Genomic DNA, 6,530 nt, shown 5'->3' with positions numbered 1-6,530 from the left:
ACATGCAGATCGAGGGCATGGCCGCCCTTGCCACACCCATAACCGAGGAGGTTCAGCCGCTACAGATTACACCCAAGGCCGCCTGAAAATGCAGCCCGATGGCCAGCACCGAAATTACACCACATTGACGGACGTGACCCTACAGCCCTCAAAATCGCAAAGCCATTGCAATCCCGCCCCCCTGCCCATCGCTCCAGGGAAGCATTCGAATATTGTTGTTGCGCCTGGTCGTGAGAAGCAGGCCTGATGCTTCGCCCAGAAGGGCCCCGGCAGCGACATCATACCAGTGATGTTTGGTACCCTGGACACGAGAGATTCCGACGATGGTCGCAACCAGATGGGCTGGAAGCCCGACTTTCCAGCCGTAGCGGTTCTGGAGCGTTGCAGCTGCCGCAAAGGAAGTGGCGGTATGGGTGGACGGAAAGCTCCGCCGGTCGCTGCCATCCGGGCGGGTTTCGGGAAAGATATCCTTCAGTCCAAGAGACACCAGCGTCGCGGCACCGACACTTCCACTTGCCTGAAGCGCGCCCTGCCAATCCTCCTGAACGAGGGGCGTGCCGAGCGCGGCAATCACCAGCGCGTCTCGACCGATATTACTGGTATCGCGCCACGTCCGGTCGGACGCCTGAGCAAATCGCGGCGTGAGCAGGACACAGCAAAATACTGCAATTACGATGAAAAGCCGCATGAAGATCCCCTGCCAGGCTGGATGCCCGTGCCGGCAGGACGGCGTCATCCAAGGGGTGCCTCAGTCGAGAAATGCCTGTGCAGCGAAAATTATGGGAAATGCTGTTGCGCTCGTTGAAACTAATGGTCCGATAACGATCTGGAGGGCGCCATCCCCCTCTCCTGCCCTACGCTATCAACGATCGTTTCTGAGCGCCCACCATATGATCCTGACCATGAGGGGCCAGCACCGACAGGTGCATTGGCGCTGGAAGGCGGGTTCGAGGGAAGATAGGACGGGATGCTTCTTTTCGGGTTCCACATCGAACCTCACAAGATTTCTGCGGCGGAGGCGGCCGCGCTGTGCGGGCGGTTGGCCGGGTAAGGGCGCCATTTTCGATGCGGAGGTTTCAGGCTGCATGGCGCACAGCAGTTCGCAGCGAGGAATAGGCCTCGAACAGCCAAGAAAAATGCTCGTCCATCGTGGTGACTGAAGCTGCCGCGGTTGCGGCTCGACTACGCCAAATGTCCGGATCGGTAGCTGCGAAATTTTCTATCGCTTCAACCAGACTTGCCGTGTCACCTGCACGGAAACGGAGACCGATTCCTGAACGCGCATGATCGGCAGCGCCTCCTTCATCGGGCACGATCACGGGGACGCCGCTGGCGCGCGCTTCGGCGGCGGTCATGCAGAAGGTCTCTGCCTCGCACCCGTGGACGAGGGCATCGGCGCTTGCCAGCAGGCTCGCGAGTCGCCGCCGGTCGGTCGTCGGCGCCAGCAGATGGATATGCGGGTTGTGCGCGGCTGCACGGCGCACCCGCGCGCTGTCCCGACCATCACCCAGGAGCACCAGGCCGACGGGCCGACGGTAACCGGCGAGCGTCGCAGCCTGTATGACCATTGGCCATCGCTTCTCGGGTGCATGCCGGCCGACCCCCATCAGCAGCAGGCCATTTTCATCCAGGCCGCATCGCGCGAGAAGATGCCGCCTCAAAGCTGCGTCGCGATGCGACGGGGTAAAAATATGGGGCTCTACCCCCATGGGGACGGTACAGACCGAACCGACGCCCCCGGCGCGCAGGCGCGCGGAAAGACTGTCATTTGCGCTCACGACCATGTCGAAAGCCTGTCCGAGCCGTCGCAAATGTCGCCAGTACCAGTCAAAGCCCCGGTCGATGGCTGCCCGCGGCGCAACATTGCCGAACCAGCGATAGGCGTAAGCCGACAGAGGATCTGCATGCATTACCAGTGCGCGCGGGACATCGCCGCGCCAGCGTGCAACCATGGAGGCACTCGACCATGGCGACGATGCTTCGACCAGGTCGGGGGCAAGCGCGTCCAGCATGCGATGCAGCGCTGCCTCATCATCGAAATAATGATAGCGCCGATCCAGCGGAAAACGCTTGGCTGGAATGGTCACGACGCTCCCGCCGCGCGCAGGCCGCCGCGCCAGTTTCTCGCCCGGCGCAAGGATGATTATGTCATGCCCCGCCGCTGCGCCGGCATGCAGTTTCCGCTCTACATAGGTCTTAACCCCGCCGCCCTGCGGCGCATAAAAAGCGCAAACGTCGACAATTCGCATGGGCTAGCGCTCCAAAGGTCCGAAGGAAAACAGGCCGCGCCGGTAATTGAGCCTGATGGGAATATGGGCCGGAGCGGCGCCTACGCGCGCCGATGCCTTTGCCGCTGACGGTTTCGACAATCCGAGTTTGGGATTGCCCGCAAAACCTACGCCGTCGATCGAGAGCGAGAATTTCCGGTTGGCATCGCGATCATGCATCAAGCTGATCGCGTAGACGCCGGGGCCTGGTGCCCGGATGCACAGCGTCACTGACCCCTGGGAGGGGACGGTTTCCTCGACCCGCCGAAACACCTTACCTTCCGAAATCAGGATATTGTCGTCGGCGAGAAAATCGGCGTCATTTGCTGGGTAGAGCTCAAGCTTGAGGCGTCCCCTGCGGTCCTTCAGTCCCTCGACCGACACGAGAAAGGCTGACCCGCTTTCATTTGGCCGACAGAGCCCCTCAGCCTTGCCCAGATCTGGCGATGAAGGGATCGGCGCAGCGGACATCATGGCAAACAGGATCATGTCCGATCCTTGATCAGGCCGTTCATTCCCAGAAGCAGACCGACAACAAGATGCGCGGCAAGAATCAGCGTGGCCATCAAAGCCATCGCCGAAACAATGTCGCTGTCCCGTCCGATCAAGATAGCGGCCACACCCGCAAAGACGACGTCCTTGTTGGGAAGCAGGGGCAGCCTGGAAAGCAACTGTCTGATCGTTCCAAGGATGATCCACATGCTCAGGTCCACCGAGGGGAGCAGCAGGTGCCACATCATGGCGGCCAGCAATGTCGTGGCCAGGATACGCAGCACGTGAATGGCGGAAATCAGCCACAGTTCGTGCCGAGGCAGCGCGAACAGCCGATTGCGCAAAAGCATGGCAAGCATGGACGTCAGCAGGACGAAGAAGATGGATCCCGATATCTCCCATCTGCCAATCCCCGCGACGCCGCTGCCCAGAAGCGGGAAGGCGAAGATCATCATGATCAGCGTCACGACGTTGCCGGCGAGCGCAGACAGGATGGTGACGTCCTTGAGCGCCGCAAAGGGTGCGGACCTGATGTCGGCGCTACGCCTGGCCCATGCGTAAAAGTAGACCTCGCCAAGATAGCCCAGCAGAATCTCGTTGCTCACCAGCTTGCGAAGAAGCGCGCCGAAGCCCGCCGCTGGAATATGCCAGAGTCGCCGAAAAATGACCCATTCCGAGATCGGGCCGGCAAGATAATAGGCGGCGAACGCGGTCCAGAATATGGGTGTTGTCGGCAGAAGCTGCAGGAGGTGGGCCGTGTCCAGGCCCCTGAACTGCTGCAGGACCGCCAGCAGGATCAGCAGCGAGATGATCGGCCCCGCCCATATCGTCCAGTTGCGCCCTGTCCGTATCAGCGGCTCTGGCGAGATCATGGTGCCAATGGCTGGCACCGTGGGCTGGAAAACGAGATTTGAGGAAAGGACTGAACCACCTGAATTCGGGTCCGTCATGATCGTCTCTTGATAGTTGCGTCACCCATGGGACGGCGCACTCAGGACCGAACCTCAGCTTGCGGATGGCAATTATTTTCGGAGATAGAGTTGTATGTAACATGTTTAAAACAGGTGATATAATCGCCACATGCCTGTTCGATCGTGAAACGTTTCGCCTGGGAATAGCTGGCATCCTCGCATTGATCCATGCGGCGGGCTGCAGCGATCGCAGCAGCCAGATCATAGAGATTGCCGACAGGGACGAGCGTCGCCAGACGTCCATGTTGCGTGAGTTCGGACATGGCGGAACTGCAATCGGTCGCGATGATCGGAAGTCCGGCGCCGAGCGCTTCGATGATCACCGCTGGTACGCCCTCATAATTGGACGATAGCAAGAAAATATCGAATCCGGTGAGGTGCCTCGCCGGATCGGGCACATGGCCCTTGAAACGAACCCGATCTTCTATGCCTAGTTGCAGGGCCAGCGCAGCCAGGCGTTCGCGCTCCGGCCCGTCTCCATATATCGTCAGGCAATCGCGCGTTGTTGCAGCGACGGCGAAGGCGCGAAGCATGAGCCCGAAATTCTTCTGCGGGACAAGCCTTCCGACCGCCACGAATTGAAGGCCCTCATTTTCCTGCCGTCGACGGCCAGTGGCACCGGCTCGTAAAGTCTCGAGTTGGCGCTGGTCGATCGCAGGGTCGGCTATGATGGAGATGCATCTCGATGGGATGTGGATGGCGGAGGATATCTCCCTTTCCATTGCATGTTCCATACCCACGAAATGATCGATGAACCGGGCATGGAGGCGCACCCATAGCCGATACAGCGTGCGGATCGGCATGGGCATATCCCTGCGCTCGAGATCATTGCTGATCTTGGCGACAATAGGGGGACAACGCCTGCCAAGCAGCAATTTCATCGCCAGCGCAACGACCGTGTAGCTGTTGCCGGCACAAAATAGCAGATCAGGCTGGAGCCGCCGAATGACGGCCGGCAGGGTAATCATCATCCACAGCGTCTCGAACCGCCTGGTGGAAAAGGGGGGCTGGCGTGGCTGATGGAATTCGAGCGCGCGGGCGAGTTCGTTCCGCATCGGGCCATCGGACCGACCCATGAAGAGAGGGGCTTCAATACCGGCGCCCCGCCAGGCGCGGACAAGACGCAGCGCGATACGTTCCACGCCGCCGGCTTCGAAGCTGTGAAGAAATGTCAGCACGCGCATATTCGGTTCAATCGTCCAGCAAATGCCCATAGCGGCTCGGCCGGCGGGTCAGGACCGCCCGCTGCAGAACATCATTGATGCTGAGCATGATAGCCGGCTGGGTCGTGTCACCGGGATGGACGGCGACCCTGAAATTCTCCGACCGGTGCAATAGCGGCGGTAGGAGATATGCGACCGCCAGGGATGATGCCATGCGGAGTTTGCTCCGGCTGGCCCATGTCATGACCGGTCCACGCGCCAGAGTTTGCCCAGTCATGGGTGACCAGATCTTCATATGATCTTCCGCAATTGGGAAACCGAGTTCCTCAAGCGCTGTCAGGGCGGGTTCTCCATACAGCCAGGCCGGCGCAACAAAGCCGGCAATCGGTTGACCGGTAATCTCCTCGATCAGGGCCCGCCCGTCTGCAAGCCGCTGACGGGCCGTGGCGAGATCCAGTCCGAGAAATTCTCCCTCGCCAGCTGTCATGTGCTGAGCCTTGAACCGGGCGCCAAGGCCGCCGTGGCTGGCTCCGTCACGGTGAAACCAGCCATGCAGGAAAATCTCCGCGCCGCTTTCCGCCCATCGGCGAACCCGGCCAGCAAAGGGTGAGCGCGCCGAAATAGGATGATCGCCCCAATGGTTGGGGACCACCAGCATCGCGGTCCGGTCAAGCCGCACATAGGGGGCGACATGATCGACGAGGCGATCCACCTGGCCCTCAAAAGCTGGTCCGACGTCGTGGATCGAGAATAGAAGTCGCTTCTCTTTCATAGATGATAGCGAAAGCTGGCCAGGGCGCGCGCATCGTTGACAATGGCTGATCCCTCCAGGCCGGTGAGATCCATTGCGGGGCGACGCATGTCACTGACGCAAAGGCGCCAATCGATCGATCCGGAGACCCCCGGTGCCGGACTGGCAAGGGCAAGCTCAGGGCCAGAACCGGTCAATGGGGCGCCCCCCAGCGTCTCCGCCAGGCGAGTAAGGGCATCATGCCGTGACGGGCGAGAGATGGACCGATAGTCCAAGGAAAGGCGAGAGCCCCGCGCATCGTCGATGGCAAGCCCGATACTGGCAATATTGGTCGACAACCGGCGGGGGTTGATCTCCACGACATGGAGGCGTCGCCCCATATGCGCGTAATCCCCGTTCAGCGACAGGTTCAGCATATCCATCAATGGTATGGCCGCATTGAAGGATATGCTTCTCAAGGACCAGCGATCCTGATCAGCGCTTCCATCCTGATGAACAAAGGATGCGGCACGGTTGGCGGACAGACGCAGGCTGGAAGGACCAAGCAGCAGATTGAGCGAACGGGATCTGACCCGTGCCAGATCGAAATGATCGGTGGGCGTCGCGACGGCAAGCGCGTAGGTCTTGGGGGCGTGCGCAACCGGTATCCCGTGCAAGAGCCTGGCATTGCTCGCTACCAGTAGGGGAGCATAGCGTGGATCTTCATTGGCGGCTCGAGCCGGCATGGCTTCAAAAGCTCCGAATAAGACCAGCGTCACGATCCCGAACGCATGATGCGCAGATATAATCATCAGCTCACATCTCCCCGTTGCGTGCCTCGACGGCGTGGTGAGATGGAGACCTCAGCTTCAAGCCCAGCAATTTTTTCCGTGATGGAAACTGAGGT

Annotated in this window: 7 protein-coding genes; all 7 read right to left on the bottom strand. The window is 60.4% G+C overall.

Annotated elements, in window-relative coordinates; translation table 11 throughout:
* Nucleotides 1–148: 148 nt before the first annotated feature.
* The 7 genes from AC13EK_RS19055 to AC13EK_RS19025 all read right to left on the bottom strand — a co-directional run bounded on the left by AC13EK_RS19055 (nt 149) and on the right by AC13EK_RS19025 (nt 6,435).
* Nucleotides 149–688, bottom strand: coding sequence for a phosphatase PAP2 family protein (locus AC13EK_RS19055; RefSeq protein WP_010338368.1), 540 nt, complete (start codon nt 686–688; stop codon nt 149–151).
* Nucleotides 689–1,076: 388 nt separating this feature from the next.
* The gene (locus tag AC13EK_RS19050; RefSeq protein ID WP_037509339.1) at nt 1,077–2,249 is read right to left on the bottom strand and encodes a glycosyltransferase; all 1,173 of its coding nucleotides are present in this window, start codon (nt 2,247–2,249) and stop codon (nt 1,077–1,079) included.
* A 3-nt stretch (nt 2,250–2,252) separates the two neighbouring features.
* Nucleotides 2,253–2,756 (bottom strand): DUF2141 domain-containing protein, encoded by a 504-nt coding sequence (locus tag AC13EK_RS19045; RefSeq protein WP_037509337.1) that lies wholly within the window; start codon nt 2,754–2,756, stop codon nt 2,253–2,255.
* Nucleotides 2,753–3,709: a hypothetical protein gene (locus AC13EK_RS19040; RefSeq protein ID WP_234792517.1), complete on the bottom strand. Its 957-nt coding sequence runs from the start codon at nt 3,707–3,709 to the stop codon at nt 2,753–2,755. Before AC13EK_RS19040 ends, AC13EK_RS19045 begins: the two co-directional genes overlap by 4 nt.
* 41 nt (nt 3,710–3,750) lie before the next feature.
* Nucleotides 3,751–4,914: a glycosyltransferase gene (locus tag AC13EK_RS19035; protein WP_051887075.1), complete on the bottom strand. Its 1,164-nt coding sequence runs from the start codon at nt 4,912–4,914 to the stop codon at nt 3,751–3,753.
* 7 nt (nt 4,915–4,921) lie between these two features.
* Nucleotides 4,922–5,665 carry a DUF2334 domain-containing protein gene (locus AC13EK_RS19030; protein ID WP_037509333.1) on the bottom strand — a complete coding sequence of 248 codons (744 nt, stop codon included), beginning with the start codon at nt 5,663–5,665 and terminating at the stop codon, nt 4,922–4,924.
* Nucleotides 5,662–6,435 (bottom strand): hypothetical protein, encoded by a 774-nt coding sequence (locus tag AC13EK_RS19025; RefSeq protein ID WP_037509331.1) that lies wholly within the window; start codon nt 6,433–6,435, stop codon nt 5,662–5,664. Before AC13EK_RS19025 ends, AC13EK_RS19030 begins: the two co-directional genes overlap by 4 nt.
* Nucleotides 6,436–6,530 lie beyond the last annotated feature (95 nt).

It is taken from the genome of Sphingobium sp. L-44 (genome assembly GCF_056859495.1).
This window is presented reverse-complemented; position numbering and strand designations above follow the sequence as displayed.